This is a genomic window from Streptomyces sp. NPDC049687 (genome assembly GCF_044465285.1).
Classification (GTDB): domain Bacteria; phylum Actinomycetota; class Actinomycetes; order Streptomycetales; family Streptomycetaceae; genus Streptomyces.
Genome location: NZ_JBITLN010000025.1, coordinates 1 through 24,408, shown reverse-complemented (window position 1 = coordinate 24,408; position 24,408 = coordinate 1). Strand labels below are relative to the sequence as shown.

15 protein-coding genes and 1 pseudogene are annotated in these 24,408 nt (G+C 73.1%); 4 read left to right on the top strand and 12 right to left on the bottom strand.

Annotated features, from left to right (window positions below; genetic code table 11):
- Window positions 1-49: 49 nt before the first annotated feature.
- From ACIBVL_RS41280 to ACIBVL_RS41240, 9 genes are all read right to left on the bottom strand, one after another.
- Window positions 50-2,146 (bottom strand): hypothetical protein, encoded by a 2,097-nt coding sequence (locus ACIBVL_RS41280; RefSeq protein ID WP_399106077.1) that lies wholly within the window; start codon window positions 2,144-2,146, stop codon window positions 50-52.
- A gap of 6 nt (window positions 2,147-2,152) precedes the next feature.
- Window positions 2,153-3,247 carry a hypothetical protein gene (locus ACIBVL_RS41275; protein WP_399106075.1) on the bottom strand — a complete coding sequence of 365 codons (1,095 nt, stop codon included), beginning with the start codon at window positions 3,245-3,247 and terminating at the stop codon, window positions 2,153-2,155.
- Complete coding sequence (locus tag ACIBVL_RS41270) at window positions 3,244-4,377, bottom strand: hypothetical protein (protein ID WP_399106073.1); 1,134 nt, start codon at window positions 4,375-4,377, stop codon at window positions 3,244-3,246. Before ACIBVL_RS41270 ends, ACIBVL_RS41275 begins: the two co-directional genes overlap by 4 nt.
- Window positions 4,374-7,055, bottom strand: coding sequence for a hypothetical protein (locus ACIBVL_RS41265; RefSeq protein WP_399106071.1), 2,682 nt, complete (start codon window positions 7,053-7,055; stop codon window positions 4,374-4,376). The genes ACIBVL_RS41270 and ACIBVL_RS41265 overlap by 4 nt, the downstream gene beginning before the upstream one ends.
- The gene (locus ACIBVL_RS41260) at window positions 7,052-10,909 is read right to left on the bottom strand and encodes a tubulin-like doman-containing protein (protein ID WP_399106069.1); all 3,858 of its coding nucleotides are present in this window, start codon (window positions 10,907-10,909) and stop codon (window positions 7,052-7,054) included. The genes ACIBVL_RS41265 and ACIBVL_RS41260 overlap by 4 nt, the downstream gene beginning before the upstream one ends.
- Before the next feature lie 74 nt (window positions 10,910-10,983).
- Window positions 10,984-13,329: a VWA domain-containing protein gene (locus tag ACIBVL_RS41255; protein ID WP_399106067.1), complete on the bottom strand. Its 2,346-nt coding sequence runs from the start codon at window positions 13,327-13,329 to the stop codon at window positions 10,984-10,986.
- Between the two features lie 313 nt (window positions 13,330-13,642).
- On the bottom strand, window positions 13,643-14,878 hold the full coding sequence (locus ACIBVL_RS41250; RefSeq protein ID WP_399106065.1) for a hypothetical protein: 1,236 nt from the start codon (window positions 14,876-14,878) through the stop codon (window positions 13,643-13,645).
- Window positions 14,875-17,889, bottom strand: a complete 3,015-nt coding sequence (locus ACIBVL_RS41245) for a DEAD/DEAH box helicase (protein ID WP_399106063.1) — start codon at window positions 17,887-17,889, stop codon at window positions 14,875-14,877. The genes ACIBVL_RS41250 and ACIBVL_RS41245 overlap by 4 nt, the downstream gene beginning before the upstream one ends.
- On the bottom strand, window positions 17,890-19,656 hold the full coding sequence (locus ACIBVL_RS41240) for a hypothetical protein (protein WP_399106061.1): 1,767 nt from the start codon (window positions 19,654-19,656) through the stop codon (window positions 17,890-17,892). It abuts the gene before it with no gap.
- Between the two features lie 651 nt (window positions 19,657-20,307).
- On the opposite strand from ACIBVL_RS41240, the gene ACIBVL_RS41235 reads away from it, so the two are divergent.
- Together ACIBVL_RS41235 and ACIBVL_RS41230 are read left to right on the top strand one after the other, a co-directional pair.
- Window positions 20,308-20,940 (top strand): hypothetical protein, encoded by a 633-nt coding sequence (locus ACIBVL_RS41235; RefSeq protein WP_399106059.1) that lies wholly within the window; start codon window positions 20,308-20,310, stop codon window positions 20,938-20,940.
- A gap of 108 nt (window positions 20,941-21,048) precedes the next feature.
- A pseudogene (locus ACIBVL_RS41230) lies at window positions 21,049-21,266 on the top strand (thiolase C-terminal domain-containing protein); the annotation flags it as partial.
- 114 nt (window positions 21,267-21,380) lie between these two features.
- On the opposite strand, the gene ACIBVL_RS41225 reads toward ACIBVL_RS41230, so the two are convergent.
- A complete protein-coding gene (locus tag ACIBVL_RS41225; protein ID WP_399106057.1) occupies window positions 21,381-22,061 on the bottom strand; it encodes a TetR/AcrR family transcriptional regulator in 681 nt (226 codons plus the stop codon).
- Between the two features lie 143 nt (window positions 22,062-22,204).
- Here ACIBVL_RS41225 and ACIBVL_RS41220 point away from each other — a divergent pair, with 143 nt between their 5' ends.
- Window positions 22,205-22,810: a TetR/AcrR family transcriptional regulator gene (locus ACIBVL_RS41220; protein WP_399106055.1), complete on the top strand. Its 606-nt coding sequence runs from the start codon at window positions 22,205-22,207 to the stop codon at window positions 22,808-22,810.
- 30 nt (window positions 22,811-22,840) lie between these two features.
- Window positions 22,841-22,999, top strand: coding sequence for a hypothetical protein (locus tag ACIBVL_RS41215; RefSeq protein WP_399106054.1), 159 nt, complete (start codon window positions 22,841-22,843; stop codon window positions 22,997-22,999).
- Between the two features lie 103 nt (window positions 23,000-23,102).
- Here ACIBVL_RS41215 and ACIBVL_RS41210 read toward each other — a convergent pair whose 3' ends face one another.
- Together ACIBVL_RS41210 and ACIBVL_RS41205 are read right to left on the bottom strand one after the other, a co-directional pair.
- Entirely contained in the window at window positions 23,103-24,128 is a 1,026-nt protein-coding gene (locus ACIBVL_RS41210) for an NADP-dependent oxidoreductase (RefSeq protein ID WP_399106052.1), read from the bottom strand.
- 4 nt (window positions 24,129-24,132) lie between these two features.
- Window positions 24,133-24,351 carry a transposase gene (locus ACIBVL_RS41205; protein ID WP_399106050.1) on the bottom strand — a complete coding sequence of 73 codons (219 nt, stop codon included), beginning with the start codon at window positions 24,349-24,351 and terminating at the stop codon, window positions 24,133-24,135.
- Between the last annotated feature and the right edge of the window lie 57 nt (window positions 24,352-24,408).

The following is a 24,408-nucleotide window of genomic DNA, read 5'->3' as shown; positions in this document are numbered from 1 at the left end:
CACCGTCCGTGTTCGTTCATCGGTGGTCCGTCCGGTCCCGCCGCGGGCGTCACCACAACAGGACGAGCATGAGCACGAGGAACAGCAGCGCCGCGACACAGGTCATCGCCAGGAAGAAGACCCGCCACCTGTCGTCCGACGGCAGTGCCTGCGCCGTCTCCGCCCGTGGGAGCCGGTGGTCGGCCCTGCGCGCCTGCGGTCGCGGATCGGCCTCCGGCAACGGCTCTACGACCCCTCTGCCCAGGTACTGCATCAGGTCCCACCACGCCTCGGAGGGGAGCTTCGGCACGCCGTAGGCGGGCACGTAGGCGATCAGCCTCAGGAAGCGGCGCTCCACCGGGCCGTCCTCCCCGCAGGCGTCACGGATCAGGCGCACGACGTAGCTCGCGATGTCCGGGTGGTCGACATACGGCAGCACGGCCCAGTGGAGCAGCCAGAACGCGGTCTCGGCGACGCCGCGTGCGTCCCGCCCGTCCCCCGTCCCCCTGCCCGCGCTTCGGCCGCGCCGCAGAAAGAGCCGTTGTCGCAGCAACTGACGGCCGAGGTACTGGGCCTGCCGCAGGGTGCGGCGGCGCGCGCCGTCGGCCAGTGCCTCGAGGAGACGGTCGACTTCCTTCCTCGGCAGGTCCTGGTCGCGCAGCCGGGCGAGCAGTACCTCGTCGTCGGGCGGTTCGGTGTCCAGGTCGCCGGCCGGTCCTCGGCGGGGATGTCCGCGGGCCAGAAGGGGGGCACGGACGGCGCCACGGCCTCGGGGGTGGGACTGGGGCAGCGGCCGTAAGGGGGCGAGGGGCAGGTTCGGCGACGGGTCGCGGCCCCGGTCCTGGGTCGGCTCGTCCCCGGTGGAGTGTGCGGGGTGCGCGTGGTGGTGGAGGAGAGGGGGCGCCGGGGGGAGGGGCGGCTCGGACACCAGGTGCTGTGGGTGCGGGCGCGGGCCGGCCGGTGACGCACCGTGGGCGGATCCCTCCTGTGCCGCTGGGAGGGGGCCGGGAACGGGAGTGTGGGATGCCGGGGCTCCGGACGGGTGGAGTGGCCGACCGGTCGGCCGCTCAGGCGACCGGTCCACGGCCGGAGCCTCGTCACCGGCGCCCGGACCACCCGCTCTCGTAGCGCCGGCGCCCGTCGTCTCGGGCCGTCCTTCCGGTGCGAGGGGCCGCGGATCGGCTGCGGCGAGAGGTGCCGCGGACGCGGCACGGCCGTCCGTCCCGCCTGTCCGGTCCGTCCCGCCCGGCTGCACGCGAGGCGTCTCCAGCAGCCTGGCGAGGATGCGCAGGCGGTCCCGCGTGGGCAGGGCGGCCCCGGCGGGACACCGGGACAGCACCCGGCGCACCCCGGCCGCCTCGATCGGCTCGGACAGGAACCTCCGCACCAGTTCCGCCGCGACCCGCTGGGCCTCGTCGTCCGGCGCGCTGCGCAGCGCGATCCGCTCCAGGCGCAGGTCCTCGACGGCCGAGGTCCGCCAGTGCGGTACGCCCATGACGCGCAGCGCGTGGCTGTCGGTGGTGTCGTAGGTCGCGTAGGTCCAGAAATCCCGCCCGAGCCAGTTGCCGAACATGCCGCACAGCCCCCAGATCAGCAGCGCCGTGTCGTTGGTGTCCTCGGCCGAGAACTCCGGGATGCGGAGCGACATCAGGTGGTCCGGGGTGCGCAGCAGCTGGGCCGCGACCACGGCGAGCGGTTCGCGTACCGTCTCCACCCGAGCCGTGAACCGCTGCCATTCCGGCTCGGCGGCGTTCTGGAGGTCGCCGAACTCGACGATCCCCAGGCAACGCGCGGGGTCGGCGCCGGACAGGCCCTGCGCGGCCACCGGGAGCGGCAGTTGCCCGAGTGTCAGGCACAGCCTGGCCTTCAGGACGTCCCGGCTCCCGATCAGGGCGTGCGACTCGGTGCTGGCCCGGCCGTGGGCGTCGGGGCCCCGCCGCCGGTTGATGACGACGACCTCCCCGTCCCGGGGACGGACGTGGCGTACCTGACTGGGCTGCCCGGTCCCCTCCGTCTGGAGCAACGGCGCCAGTTCCTCCCGCAGTTCCTCGGCGCGGGCCCGCTCGCACGAGTACGCCACCGCGGTGATGCCGGTGCCGGGCCGGCCGCGGTTGCCCTCCCAGCGGAAGACGATCTGGTCCAGTCGCTGCTCACCCTGCTGGTTCACGACGAGTCACATCCCCACCGTGGACGACTGGCGCGGCGCGCTGTCGCCCAGCACGCCGCACATGGCGAGGATCGACAGCAGGGGGCCCAGCACACGCCGGGACCGCACCCCGTGCGGGAAATAGCCGTTGGTCGGCTGGCCGCCGGTGGCCGAGGCGAAGTGCAGGCTGCACCGCAGCGCGCTGTCGAAGGGGCGCAGCCAGGCCGGAGCGGCGTGCTGGCGCAGGAAGGCGTACACGTCACGGCTCTCCTCACGCATCCCGCGCGGGTCGAACGGCGCCGTCGTGGGCCGGCTGAGCCAGCGGTCGACCGGGGGCTCGAAACGCAGCAGATCGGCCTTGCCCACCACCAGCGCCGTGGCCACGTCGAGGTACGCCCCCGTGCGCGGCAGCCTGTCCAGCACCGTCTCGAAAGCGGGATCGCTCCTGCTGACGACGAGCCGGTACTGATCGCGGGCCTCGTCGAGCTGTGGCAGCGCGCAGGCCAGCAGCGGGTCCACGACGAAGACCAGGGCGTCGACGCCGAGCAGGAAGCGCAGCAGGGTGTCGGTGCGGACCAGGTCCTCGCCACCGAGGTCGAAGAACGCGACCGGCCTGACCTGACCGTCCGTCCCCGTCAGGAGCAGGGCCTCGACGAACTCGGCGAACGGGGTCTGCCCGGTGGACTCCAGCTGCTTGCCCTCCCGCAGCAACGCCACCCGGTCCCTGATGAACTCCGAGTGGTCGGCGGGGTTGACCGACTGCCATCGCACTCCGTACGGCTCCAGGCCGCCGTCGGTGACCTCGGCGACCATCTGGGTCAGCAGATGGCTCTTGCCGGTGCCGGACGTGCCGACCATGGCGACGGTCAACGGGCGGCCGTGGGTGAGGTAGGGGACGGGGATGTAGTGCGCCTTGACGCCGTCGGTGTTGCCGCACAGCTGGAAGGCGCCCCGCAGGACGTCGGCGCGTCGCAGCGGATTGGTGTGCTTGGCGAGGTCGAGTCGCTCGAACTGGAGCTTCTCGTTGCGCACGTGCAGGGCCCGTTCGTCGTAGACGACGATCTCGAGGCAGTAGGGGCACATCACCTGGCCGGGTTCGAGCTGTGCCGAGGTGCTGTTCATCGGCGCCCCCTTCCGCTTCTGCCGCGATCTCGTTCGGAGCCGCCGCCCAGCCAGCCGCGTCGGGGGGCGCGTTCGCCTTCGCCCGGACCCCGGCGGGGGCCTCCGGACCGGACCGTCCCGTCCGGACCGGCCGTCGGGTGCGGGCCGTCCGGGTTGCCCGGGACGCCGAACCCGTCGGCGCCGGCGGCCGCGCGTTTACGGGCGAGGGCCGCGTCGAACTCCCTGCGGTGTGGTTCGAGAGGGTCGGGGCGGGCGGTGACCATGGCGGCCGGGTCCGAGTCCGGCATGATCAGACCGAGGAGGCGGGCCGCCGTCGGGCGGTCCTCGGCGCGGGACGCGAAGGCTCCGCCGAGGGTCTGGGCCAGGGAGCGGTACGCGTCGAGGTCCGCGGGAGGCCCGTCGGGCCTGCCCTGGCGGCCGGCCACGAGCTGGTACATGACCTGGGCGGTGCTCCACAGCGCGTCGCGCGCGTCGACCTCACCGGTGCCGGCCCGTTGTTCGGGCGGCGCGTAGGGAGGGACCCCCCACGGGGTGCGGGGGGCGCCGATCCGTGCGACGGCCCCCAGGTCCCAGAGCTGGGCCCGTTCTCCGTCCCACCGGACGGCCGCGGGCACGATGCCCCGGTGCGCCAGTCCCAGGCTCTCCAGCAGCCGCACCGCGAGCACCAGGTCGCGTTCGATGATCCGCTGATCGCTGGTGGAGATGCCGTGGGCGAGACCGGTGGCGGGTTCGCCCCGGGGCTCGGAGTAGATCAGGAAGGGTTCGGCGGCGTCCATGTCGTATCCGACCGGAACGGGGAACAGCCGCTGGTAGGGGCCTCCGCCGAAGGCCCGGTGGATCATCAGGGCGGCCCCCACCTCCGTCTCCAGGGTCAGGTACTCCTGCTGGTCGGAGGCGTCGGCGGCGGACAGCCGCACCTGTACGCCCTTCCAGGCGTCGCCGAGCAGCACCTCGCGGGCCAGCAGGGGCGGGCGGACGGCCCGCCGGAGGTCGGGGCCGAAGCGGGTGGGCACCTGGTGGCGTCTGCCGCCGGGGGTGGTGAAGGAGAGATCGGGAGGCATCTCGGCGCTGCCCCTCGGCGGACGGAAGTCCTGGGCGGCCGTGCCGTGCCCCGCGGCCCGCTCGCTCACAGGCCCTCCTCGTACCAGAGCCGGTCCCGGGCGGCCGGCCGCTCCTCGGCCCACTCCCGCAGCCGGACCGAGGTCACCACTCCGAGCCGGAGGGGGACGAGCTTGAGCAGTCCGGCGTACCGGCCGGTGGGCGTCCAGACGGACCGGCTGTGCACGCTCTCGGAGACGGCGACCGGGGCCTGCCGGAAGTCCCGGGCCTCGGCGCCCGCACCCGCGTGTCCGTTCGAGCCCTTCCACACGGCCTGCGGTGCGAACCTGATCCACTCCACCGTGTTGGGATCCCGGCTGAGCAGCGGTGCCTGGTGCTCCGAGGCCAGGTCCACCATCCGGCGGCCCTGGGGGTCGGGCTCGATCGCGTCGGCCACCCGCTGGTGCCCGATGCCGAGCAGTCCCTCGGCGCTGCCGCGCCGGTCCGCGGAGCGCGCGAACGGCGGGGGCGAGACCACGCCCTGGGTGAACAGATGACGACGGGTCACCTCGAACATCTGGCGGATCCGCTGCTCGACGTCGGTGAGGGCGCCGGCCCCTGCCTGCCCGCGGGCGACGACACCCCAGTAGAGGCCCAGGGCGTGTACGAGGGTGTCGGTGAGGTCTTCCACGAGGGTGTCCACGAGATGGGGGCCGCCTTCACCGGCCTCGCGGTCCAGCCACCGGGGTCCGTCGCCGAGCAGCGCGTCGGCTCGCGGTGCCTGCCCGCCGGCGGAGGCGGTGTTCGGATGGGTTCCCGCCGGGGCGGGTCCTCGCTCCGGCTGGTCGGCCGAAGACGTCCGGCTGTAGGGATCCGGTGCCGGCATCCAGTCGGGCCGGTCGTGGACACCGGGGAGGTCCGCGGCGGGCCCCGGTGCCACCGTCTCCCGGTCGTGTTCCTCCCAGCCGCCCGCTGTCGCGGTGGCACGCTCGGATTCCTCGGGCCGGCCGTCCAGTTCCTCGGCGCTCACCGCGGCGCCGCGCAGCACCCCGGCCACCATGCGGGCGGCGTCGGCGCAGTACAGGCGCTCCTCCGCGGCCCAGCGCTGCCGGAACACCGCCTCCGCGAGCAGCGCGTCCAGGCCGTCCAGGGCCCGTCGGGCGTCGTCCGCACCGGTCAGTTCCCACCAGGCGTCCACCGCGCGGCGCCAGCGGACGAGGACGAGGACGAGCGCGAGCCCCAGCCCGCACAGGGCGCCGAGCAGGGCCGCCCAGGACGGCACGGGCCACGCGCGGGTCAGGAGGTGTCCGCCGGTCGCGCCCGTCGCCGCCGCCACGCCCTGGGCGGCGACTCCGGCGAGCACCGAGCCGGAGTGGGCGTGTCCGGGACGATGGGCCTGGGCGAGCAGGCTGCCGCCGATCAGGACCGCCAGGACGGCGAGCACCGCGAGCGTGCCGGGCCAGGGGTACAGCGTGGCGAGTCCGCCGGCCGCGGCCGCGCCGGCGAGCTGCCCGAAGGTGATCGCGGCGGCGCCGAAGTGCTGTTCGGCCGAGACACGTGGGGGCAGTTCGGGCGGGCAGCGACGGTCGGCCTCGGTGAGCAGCCCGGCGCTCGGGGCGGGCGCCACCTGCTCGGAGAGGGCGGCGAAGCGTTCGGCGACGCTGCGCAGCGCCAGCCGCTCGCCCAGCATGCGTTCCGCCAGCCGCTGGAGTCCCTCGCCCACCGCTTCCCGGCTGCCCGAGTAGGTGGGCACCCGGATGCCGAGTTCGGTCAGCAGCAGGGTGGACTCCGACGCCGCGGCCGTGGCGCCCGGGGCACCCTCGTGCAGGGCCTTGAGGACGAGGGTCCGGTAGCCGCTGAGCCCGTGGGACGCGGCGTCGAGCGCGGCTTCGGCGGCACGCCGGCCGGCCCCGCGGAGCAGTCCGCCGGCTCCGCTGAGCCGGGCCCACCCGGCGTGGGCGTCGTCGAGGGCGCTGGAGCAGCCCGTGTAGGCGCGGTCCGCGGCACCGCCGGGGGTGCGGTGGCCCGGTACCGGACCCGCCGGGCGGCCGGCGGCGAGTTCGTCCACGGGCTTGGGGAGTTCGATCCGGGAGGTGTCGTCGTCCCCGGTGCGCTGGGCGCCCGTGTAGCGCTCGCCGGCGAACCGGGTCAGGGCCTCACGCCAGGCACGTTCCCTGGCGGCGCCGGACAGGTCGTGCTCCAGTACGTGAACGCCGGGCACGGCCACGGCGTCCGGGAATCGGGCGAGGGCCTCGAGGGTCTCGTCGAACAGCCCGCGGAGCAGATCGACGAGGACGGCCAGCGCCTCGGGGTCGTCGGGGCGCACGGCGTCCCCGGCGGTGCGGGCGGCACGCAGGTCTCCCACCCAGAGCAGCCCGGCGTCGGGTCCGTGCAGGGCGGCCGGCCGCACGAGGCGGCACCGGTAGGCGCCCGTGGCGTCGGGGGCACCCGCGGGACGGCCGCCGTTCTCGTCGCCGTGGTCGGTCCGGGCGTCCTCGGCGTCCGGCAGATCACCGACGACCAGGCCGAGCATCCACGCCTTGGAGCCGTAGCCGAGGATCTTCTCGTAGAGGCTGTGGTGGTCCATCAGCCCGCGCGGGGTGTCGAGCAGCAGGAACCGGTAGTGCCCGTTTCCCGGTTCCGGGAGGCCCTCGGTGCGCAGTTGCTCGTGGACCGCGGCGCGCAGGGCGCCGGGGGTGGCCAGGGTGTGCGCGCCGGAGCGCAGGTCCAGCACGATGACGCCGTGCGCCGCGCCTGTCGTCCGGCTCACTCGGGGTCACTCTCCCACGGGTCGCGGGCGGGGCGGCGCTCGGCCGGGGTGCCGATCGAGGAGTCCGGCGTGAACCGGTCCGGGTCCCGGGTGTCGCTCGTGGTGGTCCAGGGGAAGTCGCTGTCCGTCCGGTCGGGCCAGCCGTCGCCCTGGTCGGCGGGGAACGGCGGATAGTGCGCGAAGGACGGTCCGGCGTCCGGGTCTCCGCCCGGTGCCGACCGGTGTCCGCCGTCGTCACGTCCCTCGTCCTGGTCGTCGCCGGGCCGTGGCGGGAGGTCGTAAGGGCTCGCCGGTGCGGGCGCGGGCTGGTCGGCCGGGCCGCCGGTCTCCCAGGGGAAGTCGTCGTGCGCGCCGTTCGGCTCGGCCGCGCGGTCCTGCGGTTGCGGACCGGCAGGCCGTGCTGCCGCGCCGCCGGTGTCCCAGGCCGCCGACATGGTGGCGGGGGCGGTCTCGTCCCCGATGTCGGGGTCGGCCGTGAGACGTTCCGGCCACTGGGGTTTCTCGGGCCAGGCGTACAGGTCGGCGCCGTCCTCGGCGGTGGGCCGCGGGGGCGGTGCGTACGGCGCGGGGTCGGCCGCCGGGCCGTCGGCGCCGGAAGGCGCGTCGCGGTGGGCTCCGGCGTCGTCCCGGCGGTCCTGCCGCAGGGGTACGGTCTCCCAGTCGTCCTCGGCGGGGCGGCGGGGGCGGGTCGGCGGGGGCGGGTCGGCGGGAGCCGGTGGTTCTCCCAGCACGGCGGCCTCGAGGAGCCGCAGGGTCGGCTGGAGCGCCCGCTTCTCGGTGAAGGTCACGTCCAGGGCACCCGGAAGGGTCTCGGCCCAGAACTGCCGCAGGGGGCGCATCCATTCGGCCGACCACTGCGCGCTCTGGAGCTCCAGCTTCTCCAGGACCTCCAGTTGGTGCCGGGCGATGTCCCTGACGAACCGCACGTACAACGGGTCCGGGGTGCTGCCGGACAGGGCGAGGCCCTTCGGCTGGACTCTCATCAGGACGCTGCAGTAGTCCTCGACGATGCGTCCCTCGTCGAGGAGCGCCCAGCGTTCGTAGGAGCGCAGCAGTCCGGCCCAGCCGGAGATCTCGCCCTGGTAGTCGTCGAGGCGCAGCGTCATGCCGGGGACGTCGGCGCCGTCCTCCTCGTACAGCCGGACACGGACCCGGCGCGGCGAGTCGACGTCGCCCTCGACCACGCTGACCTGGCCGTTCCACATCGCGCAGAGCAGGCGGTGCAGGATGTGCTGCCGGTCCTCCTCCGTGCTGGCCAGCCAGTCGTCGCGGTAGCCGAGCCGCTGTCGCCAGCTCAGCACGTCCTCGCTCTGCTCGACGTCCCGGGCCCGCGCCCACCGGCGCAGCACGTTGCGCGCCTCGGGCACCTCGGTGAGGCTCATCTCACTGCGGAACAGGACCACCGTGATCGAGTCGGTCTCGACCCCCCGGAACTCGATGGAGCGTTTGCCGTCCCGGGGCAGCAGCAGGGACTTGCGAAGGTACTCCTCGACCGCGTCCTTGTTCTGGATCCTGGGGTACACGATGAGGATCTTCAGCGGTCCTCCGCCCTCGGGCACGAAGCCGTGGGGCAGCAGTCCCGCGATCTTGAACCGGAACTGTTCCAGCGCGCCCTTGCCGATGTCCTCGGCCGCGTCGCCGACGCCCGCCGCCGCGCTCAGCAGCACGGCCATGGACGGCAGCAGCGGACGTTCGTCGGCCAGCACACCGCTCTCGGCGAAGAGGGTCTTGACCCGCTGTTCGATCACGGACTTGACGGTGGCGACCGCCGCGGCGGGATTGCGCCGGCCGACGGCGTGGGCGGCCTGCCAGGCGTCGCCGTCGACGAGTTTGAGCAGCAGCGCCGACTCGTCGTCGTTCTCACGCAGACTGACCCGCTTGACGAGCCGTTCTCTCAGGTCGTCGTAGAAGTCCAGCAGGTTGTTCTGCGGGGGCAGCAGGTAGGAGACGCCGGTGCGGTCGTCGTACAGCTCCTGGACGTGCTCGTCGAACGCCCGGGGCTCTTCCTCGGTGTGCTTGCGGAACGCCTCGACGAGCAGCGTCACCTCGCTGCTGAGCGCCGCGGCGGCCGGGCGCCAGCGCTGCTCCTGGCGCCGCCAGCCCTCGTGCCACACGGCGCGGCAGCGCCACTGGAACCAGCGGTCCTGTTCCTCGACGGCCGCCGCCACGTCCGCGTCGCCCCAGCGCGCCTTCGACAGCCCGCCGATGCGGCCCCTGATCCGGGGAACGGCGGGGGGCTGCGTCTGCACGCCCGCCGGACGTGCGGGCTGTCGGCTGCGGTTCTCCAGCATGCCGAGGAAGCCGAGCACGGTGACCGGATCCGGGTCGCCCGGCACCCCCTTGATGACCCGGTCCGCCTGGAAGAGGTCGGCGGACCGCAGCAGCCGCTCCAGTGCGGGGCGCGGCGCGAACTGCTCGGCCAGGGCGGGCGCGCGGCGGTCCACCTTGCGCCGCAGGTCCTCGATCAGTCCCTGCATGTCGCTGATCCGGTCGCGGAGCGCCTGTTCGATGGCGACTCCGCCCCGGGGCAGCGGATCGGGCTCCGGTACCGGCAGCCCTTCGCGGTTCCACAGCTCTTCCAGCCCGGAGTCGGCGAACATCTTGCGGACCGTGCCCGCGTACTCGTGGCTCGCCTTGGCGGCGGGCTCGGTGAGCCGGCGGACCGACATGGCCAGCATCCGGGAGGAGACCAGCTCGGCCAGTTCGTCGAGCGGGGCCGTCATCGAGGCGACCAGGCTGGTGGACACGCCTCGGTGGCCGATTCCGGAGGCGGCCCGCGCGGCTCGGTGCAGACCGCGGTTGATGAAGCTGGCGGCGAAGGTCTGGTAGTCGTCGTCGGCGCGGGGACGCGGCCCGCTGCCGTCGCCCAGCTCGGTACCGACGAGCGACATCACCAGGGAGACGATCGAGCGGCGCAGGTCGTCGGGGCGGATGCCGGCGGTGCGGCTGAACAGGAAGGCGGTGGGCACCATGCCGGTGCGCAGCCGGATCGGGTGGACGCCCGGGTACCGGATGTGCATCGCGGATTCCAGGTCGGTGTCGCCGAGGTCGGACTCCGCGGTGGGCACGTTCTGTTCGTCGACCAGCCGGAACAGGTCCACGACGGCGCGGGCGGCGTTGAGTTCCGCCTCCCGGCCTCCGCCGGCCGAGGTGGGGAAGGCGGAGGGCATGACCACCAGGGGGTAGATCCGGGCTCCGGTGAAGTTCTTGGCCCGGAACGCCTCTCCGATCAGATGCAGGTAGTCGAGGAAGATCCCGGCGCCGGTGCCGCCGGCCACGGAGTGGGCCACGAACACGTCGCACCCCGACATGGGTCCGCCGCCGAGTTGGCTGAGCTCGCCGCCGGACCGGCTGATGGCGTCGATCGCCTGCATCAGCGGCCCCATGACGGGGTCCAAGCCGTTGCGCAGCGTGCCGAACAGGGCGGCGCGGCCGACGGTGGGCAGCTGGCCGGCTCCGTTGCGCAGCGGGGTGACCTTGGGCTCGCCCGCGCGCGGTGGCAGCCAGCCGCTCACCTCGTCCCGCATCACGGCGCGCAGTTCGCGGGTGACCTCAGGGGAGCTGTCGTGGTCGGGGAGCAGGTCGTGGGTGGCGCGGGCGGTGCGGCCGTACGCGGCGCGCAGGCCGGCGTCGGCGCTGAGGTGGGGCAGCCTGGCGAGTTCCGACTCGCTGAAGTCGGCGTAGACGAACTGGAGGCACTCGGGGAGCTGGTAGCGCAGGGGGATACCGAGCCGGGTGAGGGCGGTGCCGTCGGGACCGCACAGTTCGGCGCGCAGCCGTCGTTCCAGCTCGGTTCCGACGAGTCCGCCGGTGCCGCCCAGACCGACGAAGAGCATCGGCTGGAAGATCTTCATGGTGTGGTCCTCCGCCGGGACGGCTGGCGTCCCGGTCACTGGTGTGGGAGTTCGTGAGGAGGGGAGGCGGAACCTCAGAGGTCGGGGTGCTCCGCCGGGTCCGGGACACCGACGGGGTAGGCGCCGTTGTCGTAGGAGTCCGCCGACGGGCCAGCCGTGGACGGACGGGCGGTGCGGCGTTTCTCGGGCGTCCGCGACCGGGCGCCCCGGTTCGTGGAGGGGCGGCGTCCCTTGCTCTCGGCGACGTGCAGGGAGAGCGAGCCGTCCAGGGGCACCGCCTCCCCGAAGCGCAGGGTCCGCTCGCCCTGGCCGCTGATGCGCAGTACCACTCCGCCGTTGAGGCCGCGCCGTACCGCGTACGTCCCTCGGGAGCGCCGTACGATCCGGGGGCTGTCGGTGGTCGCGTCGACGACGTCGAACTCGTACCAGGTGCCGCGTCCGGTCTTGGCCTTGCCGCTGCCGACCAGGGTGGCGTCGGTGTCCCGCAGTTCGAGGAGAAGTCCGGCGGGTGCGATCCGCAGCCGGTTCACACGGCGGCGGGAGAACAGCAGGACGAGGACGACGGCCAGGGCGAACGCGGCCGGGATGACGACCTTCCACCAGCGGTCCCAGAGCTGTTCCAGCTCACCGGGCACTGGCGTGACCGTGATGGAGAGCGACGCGTCGTCGAGGACACGTTCGCCCTCGACCGCGACGACCTTGCCGCCCAGTTCGGTGCCGTCTTCGTCGACGGGTGCGCCGAGTTCGTCCGCCGCGGCGACGGCGACGGTCACGGGGAGGGTGCGGGCCGCACCGGGCTCGACGGTCACCCGGGCGGGGGTGACGCTCAGACCGGTGCCCTTGGCGTCGGCGACGGAGAGCAGCACCTCGTGCGGTGCGCTGCCCCGGTTGCTGACCTTCAGCGTGCCCGGCACGCGGCCGCCGGGGTGGACTCCGGCGGCGGGGATGTCGAGTGCGGCGTCGAACGTGGAGTTCTCCGGGGCGACGGCGGTCGGGTAGGAGCGGGTGTCCGCGCTGAGGCCCACCGACTGGACGGTGCTGGAGAAGAGCAGGGAGCCGGATGCCTGGCCGGGCACGGTGACGGTCCCGGAGAAGACGCCGTCGGAGCCCTGTTCGTCCGGGCCCTTGCCGTCGTCGGTCAGGGTGATGGGAACCTGCCGGGAGAAGCCGTCACCGGTCAGCCGGCCCGTGACGGAGATGCCGCGCAGGTCCCGGTCGTCCAGCCTGACGCTGTCGCGCGTCAGCACCTCGACCTCGACGCGGGTGCGCTGTCCGGCCCTGGGCGAGGGCTTCTCCAGACGGATGTCGGAGCGTACGGCGCCCCGCCACAGGGCGCTGATGCTGGCGACACGGTCGCGGTGGCCTTCGGGGGCGTCGAGGTGGACCCGCCAGCGACCGGCGAGGGGCCGGGTGACGCGGAGCGACTCGACCGCCTTGCCGCGGCCGGTGAACTCGAAGGACGACCCTCCGTTCCCGGTCCCGTCCCCGGACTCGGTGATCCTGTGCCCTTGGGGGTCGTAGTAGGTGACCCGCACGGCGGGGTCGCCCTTGGAGACGACGAGGGTGCCCTCGGTGGCCAGGGGGGAGACCCGGACGTGGAGGTCGCCTGGCGGGCGTCCCTGTGTGCCGCTCTCCTGGTAGAGGCACCGGGCGGCGGCGAACGCCGCTTGCAGGGCCTGGCCGAGCTGTTCGGCACCGGGCACGGTCTCCGCCCTGGGGCGGGTCTGCGGGAGGCTGCGGCATCCGTCGCGGTAGCCGGCCGCCGCCATCTCCTGGAGCCGCTTGTCGTCCACGTCGTCCCCGAAACCCAGCGGCCAGATCTGCACCTTGGCGTCCTTGGCCTCCCGGAGGGCCTGGGCTAGGTCCTCGGCGGCCTGGTCGTCCCTGGTCGCGGAGTCGAGGCCGCGGTAGCGGTAGCTGTCACTGACGTCGAGGTGTCCGTCGGTGAGCAGGAACAGCACCCTGGGCCGGTCGGGTGCCGCGGCCTCCTTGAGCCGGGTGACCCCCTGGCGCACCGCGGAGATGAAGTCGGTGCCCGATCCCTCCGCCTCGGTGCGTCTGCGCAGTTTCGCGGCGCACTGACTGATCCGCTCCCGTCCGACGGTGTCCAGCTGCCGCATCGGGCAGACCTCGTCGACGGGCGACTGGTCGACGGTCGTGGCGTCGGCGAAGCCGAAGACCACCATCCGCGACCGCGCGGAGGGTTCGCTGACGGCGATCGTCGAGACCGCGTCCTTCTCCCGGTCGAGTTCGCCCGCTCCCAGACTCGCCGACTCGTCCACGGCGACCGCGTAGTCGACCGGATCGTCGGACGTCGTGGCCTTCGCCATGACGGCGTCGAGGGAACGGACCGGTCCGGCGGCTTCGGAGCCGGATGCGGCCGTGGCCGCTCCGGGCAGGGTCACCGCGGCGAGCGCCATGGCGGCCAGGCCGGACGCACCCTGGCGCGCCCGCGTCCGTGCCTGTGCCCGCAGCCGTGCCCGTGGACTAAGGAACAGAGAGAACGCATTCGATTGCACGCTCGAGCACCCCCCTTGAATTTGTCACGCTCAACCCCCACGACTCCGAGGGCCACGAAGGGCCCCCGAAAATCCCCGCTTATCGACTGCCGCCGGAAATGACATCCCATCGGCGGCGCCTGCGCCGCCAAGCTTAAACTCACCAGCCCTCACTTTCGGCCGGAATGCGAATAAAAAGATTGACCATTTATAGATGAGCGATGAATTCGTTTGTTCAGCGCTGTTCTTTTTTGATCGTCTCCTCTGTCTGGCGCAGAATCCGGGCCAGGCGATGCATGCCCTTCTGCTCCGCGGCGCGCGTCAGGACCGCCAGGGGCGCCGGCGGCCGGATCTCCAGTTGCCGGTTCAGAGCGTCGACGCGGGCCCGGACGGCGTCGGGGCCGTCGCGCAGACGCGCCGCGAGAGAGGAGTCGAGGCGCTCGACGAGCGCCCAGGCGCGGGTGTCGCGGTCGGCACACCACAACTGGAAGAACGGGCCGCCGCCCAGCACCTGGTATGTGCCGACGCGGGCCAGCCCGAGCCCGTCGGGGGCGCTGAAGACGCCGGGCGGCAGCGTGACCCGCCAGGCCCCGTGCCGCCGGTCCCATTCCGGCTCGTACTGCGCGAGGTTCCGCCGGCTGAGCCATCGGCGGATCTTCTCCGCCACGCCGGAGACCACACCCGTCTCCGCGCTCCACAGGTCGGCCACGAAGGCGGGTGTCTCCTCGCAGACGGCGGAGAGGTCGGGATCGTGCTCTCCGTCGTGCGCCGGCGTGTAGACCAGGTGACGGACCCGCCCGTCGTCCTCGACCGCACGCACGGCGTAGACCGGCAGGTGCACCTTCTCCGGCTCGCCGACCCGTTCGGGGTTCTCGATGCCCGGCGGAAGGTTGAACCTCGCCCGGTCGCGGTGGTTCGCGAGCTCCGTCACGGCGTCGTCGCGAAACCCTGGCGAGTCCAGCCGCCGGACCACCGAGCCGTGGTGCCGCGGTGCGGTCCCGCCCTGGGGGACGAAGGTGACGGCCGAGCTCGTGTAGTGGGCCGCTGTCAGCGGACGCGACCGGAACCCGTCGAAGTACAGTCGGCGACGGTCGCCACGGACCACCGTGTACCGCGTGCCGTCGCGCATCGAGCGCCGGCCGAGTTCGGTGAGCACGACCCTGCCGCCGACGTCGGTGACATGCTCGATCGCGGTCAGGAAGGCCAGCGCCTGCCGCACCAGAGCGGGATCGAGCGCCAGGAAGGCGGCGATTTCCCCGGCGGAACCGAGCCCGCCGACGCCGATCGCGCGCTCGACGAAACGGTCGACGAGTTCGTACGGCCGCCCCTCGGTGACGGTGGCCCGCACCTCCACGCTCCACACCGGCAGCAGTACGGCCTGGACACTGGTCGGCACCAGGCCCAGGACGAACGCGGCGTTCTCCAGCACGCGTTGTTCGGCGAAGGGCATCAGCCGGTCCCGCCCGCTCACAGGAGGTCGTCTCCGCGCCCGGCCCGTTCCACCAGAGCGCGCACTTCGCCGTACGCACGGATCTCCCCGCGGGCCGCGACGTGATCCCGCAGCGCGCGCGACAGGTCGCGGAAGGGGCGGTCCCCGGCCTCGGTCAGCGTGGACAGGTCGCCCACGAGCACCAGTTGACGCCTGGCCCGGGTGAACGCGACGTTCGCACGGCGCAGTTCACCGAGGAATCCCACCCGTCCGGAGCGGTTGCTGCGGGTGAAGCCGTAGAGGATCACATCGCGCTCACCCCCCTGGAAGGAGTCGACCGTGCCGACGTTGAGCCGGACCTTGTGAGGTCTGCCGGTCCGCTGCGTCAGGGCTTCCGTGATCAGCTCGGCCTGGGCGGCGTAGGGGACGACCACCGCCCACTCCTCGCCTCGTTCGTCGTAGTGGGCGGCCAGCAGGACGAGCAGTTCGGCCTCCGCCCGGTTGACGTAGCCCGGTCGCTCCTGGCCGGAGTCCCGGAGGGTCCCACGCCGCTCCGACCGTTCGCCCGCCGGGAGCCGTGAGGTGTCGACGAACGCCATCGGCGTGCGGAAGAGCCGGGAGTCGTGGGGTCGGTCCGGGCCGGGTGTGCGGAGCCGGCCGCCGTAGAAGGCGGCGGAGACGAAGTCCGCGACCACGGACGGCATGCGCCGCTGGTTGGTCAGTGCCACCACCCCGTCGTCGGGCAGCCCCGCACAGAGCAGTTCCAGCGCGCTGGTGGTCACCAGGGCGCTCGTGACCGGATCCTGGTCCCGCCGGGCCCACTCGCGGACCTCGAGGTCGACGTAGGGCGGCAGTTGCCGGTGATCCCCGACGAGCACGGCTCGTCGGGCGCGCACCAGGGGGACGAGCACGTCGGGGACGGCGATCTGCCCGGCCTCGTCGACGACGGCCAGGTCGAAGTCGAGTCCGGCCAGTTCGGGGCGGGCGGCCACCCCGATGCAGGTCGCCGCGACCACGTGGGCATAGCGGATCAGTTCGGTGTGCAACTGTCCGGAGGCCGACGCCACCTCCTTCTGCCACTCGACGAGCAGGTCGCGTCGGGCGGTCAGCAGGGGCAGCAGCTCCGTCAGGTGGGCGTGGAACGCGAACAGCTCCTGATCGGTCGTGTCCGGTCCGGCGGTCATGGGATCGCCGTCGCCCGCGGGCTCCTCGATCCCCGCCGTCGCCTCCCTGCACCGTCCGGCGGCCCGCAGTGCCTGCCTGCGACAGGCCGCGCTGTCCGTGCGGGCGGTCTCCAGCGACGTACGGGCCGTCCGCACGGACGGGATGTCCCGGGTGGCCGCGTCGAGTGCGCGCTCGGCCTCCTGGAGCCGTGTCCGGTTGCGGGCGTACGCCTGGTCGAGGGCGGCCGCGGCCGCCCTCGCCGTGGCGAGACGCCGCGCGCCGAGCCGGGCCCGGAGCCGGTGGACGAAGCCGGTGAACCGCCGGTCGGACCGGCGCAGCGCGGCCCGGCGGGCCGATGTCAGCCGTTCGATCCGGTGCGCGGTCCGGCTCTGCTTCCCGGCCAGCCGGGTGCCCTCCGCGAGGAGCCGGTCCACCCGCTGGCGGGCCGGTCCTCCCACCGTGCGCAGCGCCTCGTCGAGCGACCGGCGTGCGGCCGACTCGGCGGCCAGCGAGCCGCGCAGCGCATCGAGGCACCGTCCGAGGTCACGGCACCGTTCCTCGACGTCCGCCGTGTCGAAGGGGTGCGCCAGCCTGGTCTCCAGCCGGTCGAGGACGCCCTGCCGCAGTCCGGCGGCCTGCTCGTCCAGCAGATACGGCCGGCCCTGCGCGGTGACGGCGTTCTCGTTCCCGACCCGGACCACCACCAGGTCCTTGGGGAGCCGGCCGAGCACGTTGTCGACGGCTCGGTTGGTGTGCGAGGCCACCAGGACGCGGGCACCGGTGCGTGACGCGGTGATCGTCCGGGCGATCTGGCTGATCACCCTGGTCTTGCCGGTGCCGGGCGGGCCCAGAACGACCAGCAGGTCCTCGACCGCCAGGGCTTTGCGGAAGGCTTCCGTCTGATCGGGGTCGAGGGGCTCCCCGGGGTCGTCGGCGGCGGGTGCCGAGGGTCGCAGACGGTGGTCGACCAGGACCTCGAGCAGGTGGGGGTTGTGTGATCTGCGCTCGCGCAGCGTCCGTATCGCCTCGCGCTGTCTGGCGTACACCGCCTGTCCGGCGGTGACCAGGAGTGCCCCCTGCCTGGGCACGCTGTCCCAGGCCACGGCCCGGTCGAAGGACACGGTGACCGACCTGCCGTGCGACGGCGCACGCAGGATCCGGCCGCGTTGGCCGGGTTCCCCGACGACCTCCACGAAGGCACCCTCGTCCGGCTTGCGGTCTCCCACCAGGCGGAAGACGTAGACCGCTCGGGTGCCGTGACGCCGCTCGCCGGCGGCCGACACGTCCCGGTAGGGGAATTCCTCGACCGCGTCGGCACGGGCGAGGGCGATGCGTTCGGTGGCTTCGACGACCCTCTCGACTCCCGCCAGGAAGCCGATGTGCCGGTCGGTCAGGGACGGCCTGTGGGCGCGTGCGGCCCGCTCGTCGAGGAACCGCTGCCATTCGGCCGTCAGCAGCTCCCAGTGCGCCTCGCTGTCGCGAGGTACCTCCCTGCGCAGATGACAGGGCTGCCAGCGCACGGGCCGCACGAGGAGACAGCCGTCGGCGACGTCGTGGTGGCGCTGGTGGCCGAGCGGGCGGACGGAGCGCACCTCGTAGGCGTCCCGTCTCCTCCGGCTCAGGCAGAGCCGGGCGACATAGTCCCGGCCGTGGACGAGGAGACACCGGTTCCCGGCCCTCTCCCGGGAATCCTCGACGGTCGTGGGCACTCCGCCCTGGCGGCTGTTGAGGTCCGTCGCGAGGTCGTGGACGTCTCCCGGCAGATACGGGTGGGGGTCCCGCGACTCGGGCGACGCGCGCGGTTCCCGCCACCCGCGCAGCTCGCGCTCCAGCGACGATCCCGGGAACAGGACGAGGGGGCCTGGCAGATCGACGGTACGAAGGTGCATCTAGAGGTCCCCGAGCAGGTCCTCGCGCGCACGGCTCAGCGCGGCGCCCGTCTCCCGTGCGTCGGGGCGCTCGCCCGGATCCTGGGCCAGTGCGTCACGCAGCGCCCGTTCGAGGCTGTCCGGAACGGTGCGGAGGCGGGAGCGGAGCGGCTGGGGTGCGCGGGACTCCGGCGGGTGGCCGGTGGCCAGCCGGTAGGTCAGGGCGGCCAGCTGGTACACGTCGGCGGGCGGCCCGATGCGGCCCGGCGGGTGTCCGAGCCATTGTTCGGGGGCCCGGTAGGCCGGGGGTCCCTCACCCGGCCGGGGATCGTGCGCCGCCAGCCCGAGGTCGCGCAGCACGAGTCGGCCGTCGTCGAGCTCGATGACACCGGCGGCGGTGAGGCAACGGTGGGCGGCCCCCGACCGGTGCAGGACGTGGAGGACGTCGTAGAGCCCGGCCACCCGGTGGAGCAGGTCGACGAGGTCCGTTCTCCTGAGCGGGGTCCGGCGGTTCGTGGCCCACGCGGTGTGCAGTGTCTCGCAGGGAGCACCTCTGCGGGAGGCCGGCCAGGGCAGGGCGAGAACGGCCCTGCGGTTGCCGATCGACTCGTACCGCCCCGGGGCCGGCAGCCCTCGGGACCGGGGGTGGAGACGGCCCAGGAGGTCGTGCTCGCCGCGCAGGGCGGTGAGCGCCGCGACGGAGTCGGGGGTGGTGAAGCGCACCTCGGTCTGCCGCAACCAGACGAAAGGGGACGCGGACGCGCCGGTGGCGGGCTCGAGCTGCCGCGCCACCGCCCCACGCTCGATCAGGGAGTGGTCCGCGGCGGCACGCTCGCCGTTCTGCTCGCCGTGCAGCAGATAGCGGCACTCGCGTGTGACGAACTCCTGTCCGCTCCCCCACGCCGCGGCCGGGGCCTCCGCCGAGGGGAGCGACCGGGGCGACGGGGACTCGCTGCGGTACGTCACGATCCGTTGTGCGGGCAGCACGGGTGCGGAAGGCTCGGACGGTGTCCCGCCGTCCTGCCGCAGTTCGCGGATGACGGAGAAGGCGAGTGCGGCGGCGTTGCGGGCCGCCACGGCCTGCCAGTCGTCGTCGTCGCTCCGCTTCTTGCCGCCGTCCGCCCGGTCGCTGATCCCGCGGACGACCAGGGTGCGCAGTCCGTCGTTGAGGTGGCCCGCGTGCGCCACGCCGGCGCCCTCCATCTCGATGGCGGCGGCGTCCTGATAGTGCAGGCCGAGCCGTCGCCGCACCGTGGAGTTCCCCGCGTCCAGCAGGACCTCTCCGGCGGCGACGGGTTTGAAGTGCACGGCCGCCGGCCGGCCCGCGCCGGTGTGGGGCAGTTCCCGGGCCCACTCCCCGGAGACGTCGGCCAGCCTGGCCAGTTGCACCAGCTCGTGGTGGGCGGACCAGGACTCGGGCCGCGCGGCGAACCCTGCGTCGGTCTCCCTTCCGCCGTGGTACGGGTACACCTTCGTCGCCACGACGACGTCACCGAGGTGGATGTCCGGCTTGAGGGCGCCGGCGACGCCCACCAGGAAGAGGGCGTAGGGGCCGAACGCCTGGATGATCCGCTCCGTGAGGGCGGCCGCCTGGTGGTTGCCCTCGCCGAGCTGCGCCAGCACGATCTTCCACGGCGTTCCGTTGAGCCAGCCCTCCTCGGTCACCGTGCCCTGGACGGTCGGCCCCCTGCGCACCGAGACGAGCCCCGCTCGTACGGCCCTGTACTCCACGGGCAGGGCGGTGAGAACCGCGATCGTCCGTACGTCCGCCTCGATGCCGCTCACCATTTCCCCCGCTGATGCACTCGCCGCCACGACGGCGCGACCTTACTCCTCGGGGCGTCCCTTTCAGCCTCTTATCGGGAATTGACCAGGCAAGGAAAAGAAACGAAAACTATGCGACGCAATCACGCCCGCGTAGGTCATAAATGCACACAGTCGTAAATGCACACAGGAGCGGGCCGGCCGGCCCGGACCGTCCGCCACCCCGACGGAGTCGTCGAGCCGAGACCGGACGATCCCGCGCGGGGCAACGCCCTGGATCCGAGGACCGCCGAGGCCGGTCTCCCCGGTCGTGGACGACGGGGAGGTCAGCGAGGCGGCACACCGGACCGCGGCCGCTCCGGCCGCCGGCGCCACCGGCGCACTGCGCGCCACGAAGGGGCTGCTGCGCGTCGGCACCGGTGACGATCTGCGCCTTCACCTCATGAAAGAGGTCCACTCGATCGCCGCTCTCGCGGACGACCGGGAGGCACAGGACCGGATGGCGCCCTTCCTCGCGCGCGGGGCCGCCCGACAGCGGGCGACAACCGGTCCGAGACGAGGGAGCCAGAAGTGTTTCTTGAGTCCCTCTTCACTAACATGCCCGCCGGGGCGTAACCTCCGGGCAACACAGAACCGAGGAACCGGTCACCACAGAACCGAGGAAAAGGTGTGGCGATGCAATCTGCTGCCGTGGACCTTCCGGACTCGTCCGACGAGCCTCTCAACGAAGCCGTCGTCGACCTCGTTCTGCGTGGGATGTGGCGCGGTCGGCCGGAGTCCGAACACCGTCCGCTGGTCGACGCCGGGCTGGCGATGGTGAAGGGGCCGGTGGCACTGCCGACCGAGCGGGCCAAGGCCACCGCCGCGCAGCTCCTGCGGGTTCCCGCCGGCTCCGAGCAGGAGGAGCGGATCCTCGCGGTGTACGAGGCGTTCCTGCCGGTCAACCGGAAGATCCGCGACGTGTGCACGGCATGGCAGTGCCGCCCCGACGGCACCGCCAACGACCACTCCGACGACGTCTACGACGCCGGGGTGCGCGAGTCGCTGGAAGACGTCCACGAGGCCATCCAGCCCGTGCTGCGCAGGCTGGACCGGGTGCTCGCGGGCAGCGGACGGTATCTGACGGCCCTGGAGGACGCCCTCGACCGCTTCGACGACGGCGCTCCGGAGTGGCTCGCCTCTCCGCTGTGCGACTCGTACCACACCGTGTGGATGCGACTGCACCAGGAGCTGCTGCTCGTGCTGGGAATCAGTCGGGCCGAGGACGAGGCCCGTGAAGAGGAGCTGGTCACGAGGAGCCAGGGGTGAGCGTCACGGAAGGCGAGGCGGGCCCGCTCGCCCGCTCCGGGGCGCCCCTGACCCCTGGCGCCCCCGGGACGTCCGGCCGGATCCTGGTGCCCTACGGACAGGGACGGAGCCGGGGCCACCGATCCCATGGGCCGGACACCGGTCGACACCGACGGCGGCTGTCCGGCCGGCGGGGAGCCCGTGGGCGCCTCCGGGCTGCGTCAGTCCCACGAGGTCGTACGGCAGTTGCGGGGCCGGGCGCCCGGTGTACAGGTGCCGGGCGCTCCCCGGGTGGCTTCACCCATGTGTACGGGGCGCCCGAAATCAGCGCGTGCTCGGTCCTGACGGCGTGGAGGCGGGAGGGTGCGGACACCCCGGTCTGGCTGGCGGCCCTTCCCGAGGGCGACGGGACGACGGGTGGGCTGTTCGCCGAGCGCAGGGCGCTGCCCTGGTGAACCGCCTCAGGCCCGTGACGTGGCCGGCTTCGCCGGATCCGCGGCGTTCACCGGCTTCTGCTCGGCGGCGACGATACGCAGCGCCAGCTCCCTGACCGCCTCCAGCACGGACCGGGAGGGCAGCTGGGACAGCGGTCCGCCCTCGGCCCGCAGCGCGGTGACGAGCATGGTCGTACTGATCAGCGTGCGCACCGCGAGCGCCTGGGCCGCGTGCCGGGCCTTCGCCGCCCGGGGGCTGCGCGTGGTGCCCTCGGGCAGATAGTCGTAGCCACGCTGGATGTGCCGCTGCTCGAACTCGTCCCGCAGCACCTTGACGCTGCCGTTGGCGGAGGCGACCTGGACCTGGTACAGCCGGGCCTCGTCCGGGTTCTGCTCCACCCACTCCCACACCGCGTCGATGACGCGGACCAGGCTCTCCGCGTCACCCGGCTCGGACTCCGGCCGGGCCGCCTCCACGACCGCGTTCAGCTGGTCGAAGACCCGGCGCATGGCGAGTTCGAGCAGCTCCTCCTTGCCGTCGAAGTGGTAGTAGACCGCTGTGGGGACCACCTGGGCCTCGTCCGCGATGTCCTGGATGCTGGTCTCCGCGAACCCGTTGCGACCGAACACCCGCACGGCCGCGGCGATGATGTGCTGCCGCCGCGAGGGTCGGTGGGCGGGCTGCTTGCCGTTCTTCGTGGTGGCCATCATGCTCCCTGCCCGCTGCCGTGAACCCGTCCGTGGGCCCCCTCCGTACTGACCATTGTATCCAGTAACTCCACCTGTCCGTCCGCACAAGTCCTGCCGCTCAGGGCGCTCCGGGGTACCGAGGTCCAGGCATACTTGACAGCATGACGACATCCGGAACCCGCGCCGCTCACCGTCCCTCGCGCAAGCAGTGGGTGGTAGAGGCAGCCACGGAGTTGTTCGCCACCCAGCCGCCGGACGAGGTGACGGTGGCCGACATCGCCGCTCGTGCGGAGATGACCTCGGCGGCGGTGTACTACCACTTCTCCTCCAAGGACCAGGTCCTGGCGGAGGCCATGCGGGCGTTCGCCGCCGCGCTGCGCGAGCAGTTGCAGGTGCTCACGCAGGCCCACGTCCCCGGCTCGGACATCGGAGCCTCCATCCCCGCGCTGCTGGCGTGGATGGGCGAACACCGGTCCGCCGCGACCGTGTTCTTCGTGTCGTCGGCCGGTATGAGCCAGGACGCGGAGGCGCTGCGCCAGGAGAGCCGTGCGGAGCTGCTGGACGAGCTGGTGCGTTTTATCCGCAAGGCCCGCTCGGCCGTCTCCGACGCCGAGGCGGCGGTGATCGGCCTGGGTCTGCTGGCGCTGCTGGAGACCGCGGCGATCTCGCAGGCCCGAGGGGACGACGTCTACCGGTCGTTGGGGCACCGCTCCTTCGTCCGCGAGGTAGGCGACCTCGCGGAGCGGATCGCAGACCCGGCCACATAGGGTCGGAATCACACCAGCAGGCGCAAAGGCTTGGTCAGGCTCAGCGACGAGGCGTGGCACGACGCCCTCAAGCCGAACGTCGACGGCTACTTCCACGGCACCGGCCGGGCGCCGCCGAAGATGCCGGAGAACGGCTGGGGCCGCATCATCAACACTCGGTTACGAGGAGTGGCTGAGCCGCTTCCCTGACGGCGCACACCGTCGCCGCCTCACACGCCATGCGCTGAAACACGCTGAACACGCCGAAAAGAGCGGCGCCCCTCGAGGGAGCGCCGCTTCACTCTTCCCTGCGTCAGTCGGCCAGCCGTACCAGCATCTTGCCGACATTGCCGCCGCCGAGCAGGGACAGCAGGGCCCCCGCGGCGTTCTCCAGGCCGTCCACGACCGTCTCGCGCGCGGTGATCCGGCCCTCGGCGAGCCAGCCCGCGACCCGCCGCTCGAACTCCGGCCGCAGGTCCTCGTGGTCGCGGACGATGAAACCGCGCAGCGTCAGCCGCTTGAGGACCGCCTGGATCAGCTGGTTGATGTCGGCGGACCGTCGGTCGCCGCCGAACTGCGACATCATGCCGCACAGGGCGACCCGCCCACCGGTCCGCAGCGCGTGCAACGCGGCGGCCAGCTGCTCACCGCCGACGTTGTCGAAGTAGACGTCGACGCCCTCGGGCGCCAGCCGGGCCAGGGCGTCGCGCACCGACTCGGCGCGATAGTCCGCGGCGGCGTCATAGCCGAACTCCTCGACCAGCAGGGCGCACTTGTCCGGCCCTCCGGCGGTCCCGATGACGCGCTCCGCGCCCAGCAGCCGCGCGAACTGGCCGGCGGCGGTGCCGACGGCGCCGGCCGCCGCCGACACGAGGACGGTGTCGCCCGGACGCAGTTCCGCCATCCGGGTCAGGCCCACGTACGCGGTGAACCCGGTCTGGCCGAGCAGCCCCAGCCAGGTGGGCAGCGGGGCGAGCCCGGGGTCGATACGACCAGCGCCGTCGGTGTCCCCCGCGTCCAGCACCGCCCGCTCCCGCCAGCCGAGCTGGTGGCGCACGTACGTGCCCCGCGGCACGGAGGGGCAGCGGCTCTCCTCCACCACGCCGAGGGCCCGGCCGTCGAGCGGCGATCCGGGCGTGAAGTTGTGCGTGTAGTGCTTCTCGGTGCTCTCCAGCCGCCCGCGCATCGACGGGTCGACGCTCATGTAGAGGTTGCGGACGAGCAATTGCCCCTCCCCGAGGGGTGGCAGCGGGCGTTCCTCGACGGCGAAGTCCCCGGGGAGCGGTTCTCCGTCGGGCCGGCGTACCAGACAGACCACCCGGGTGGCAGGGGGCGTCACGGGGTCACTGCTCCGGCTGGGGGGTCGTGCGCCGCTGGGCGAGGCGGCCCACCCAGCCGGCCATCTGAAGGTCGGCGTGGCGCAGTTCGCCCGACTGCCACCGGGCCTGGAAGTCGAAGATGCCCTGCGCCCCGGTCCTGGGATCGGTCACCTCCACCAGCCCGTCCTCGGTGAGCCGGTAGACATGCCCGGTCAGCGGATGGGTCACTTGCTTGGCGCTCACGGCTCACTCCTGCGGTCTGCGGCGTACGCCGCGTTTGGTCACGGTCACCGGGCCCTG

Coding starts and splice junctions, on each gene's coding strand:
- ACIBVL_RS41275 (WP_399106075.1), bottom strand. CDS start 3,247: ATGAACAGCACCTCGGCACAGCTCGAACCCGGCCAGGTGATGTGCCCC.
- ACIBVL_RS41260 (WP_399106069.1), bottom strand. CDS start 10,909: ATGAAGATCTTCCAGCCGATGCTCTTCGTCGGTCTGGGCGGCACCGGC.
- ACIBVL_RS41255 (WP_399106067.1), bottom strand. CDS start 13,329: ATGGCGCTCGCCGCGGTGACCCTGCCCGGAGCGGCCACGGCCGCATCC.
- ACIBVL_RS41245 (WP_399106063.1), bottom strand. CDS start 17,889: ATGCACCTTCGTACCGTCGATCTGCCAGGCCCCCTCGTCCTGTTCCCG.
- ACIBVL_RS41240 (WP_399106061.1), bottom strand. CDS start 19,656: ATGGTGAGCGGCATCGAGGCGGACGTACGGACGATCGCGGTTCTCACC.
- ACIBVL_RS41235 (WP_399106059.1), top strand. CDS start 20,308: ATGCAATCTGCTGCCGTGGACCTTCCGGACTCGTCCGACGAGCCTCTC.
- ACIBVL_RS41225 (WP_399106057.1), bottom strand. CDS start 22,061: ATGGCCACCACGAAGAACGGCAAGCAGCCCGCCCACCGACCCTCGCGG.
- ACIBVL_RS41220 (WP_399106055.1), top strand. CDS start 22,205: ATGACGACATCCGGAACCCGCGCCGCTCACCGTCCCTCGCGCAAGCAG.